This is a genomic window from Enterobacter sp. UNJFSC 003, assembly GCF_036903355.1.
Classification (GTDB): Bacteria; Pseudomonadota; Gammaproteobacteria; order Enterobacterales; family Enterobacteriaceae; genus Enterobacter.
This window is the reverse complement of record NZ_JBAKHK010000153.1, coordinates 1-274: the sequence shown is the minus strand read 5'-3', so window position 1 is coordinate 274 and position 274 is coordinate 1. Positions and strand designations below refer to the sequence as shown.

General features: G+C 52.9%; 2 pseudogenes. Both read right to left on the bottom strand.

The features are described from left to right. Window positions 1-136, bottom strand: a pseudogene (locus V5P19_RS23560) (2-hydroxy-6-oxo-6-phenylhexa-2,4-dienoate hydrolase); the annotation flags it as partial. A gap of 17 nt (window positions 137-153) precedes the next feature. Next, window positions 154-274: pseudogene (gene mhpB / locus V5P19_RS23555) on the bottom strand (3-carboxyethylcatechol 2,3-dioxygenase); the annotation flags it as partial.

Genomic DNA, 274 nt, shown 5'->3' with positions numbered 1-274 from the left:
GGCCGGAACCATGCAGCAGGACAACGGTTTCGTCGCCTTGTCCGCAGTCATTAAAATGGATGCGCAGCGTTTTACCCGCTTCTTCTACATTCAGAAAACGGCTGGTGGCGGCTTCGGTTTGTGGCTGATAACTCATCATCTTCTCCTGCATATTCAGTTCTCTGTTCTGGCGCTTAACGAGCCAAATCCGGCAATCCACTCCGGGATTGGGCGGTAATAACGCCCTTCGCTACGCCAGTTGCCAAATGTAGAAATAGCGGCAAAAGCGGCGACC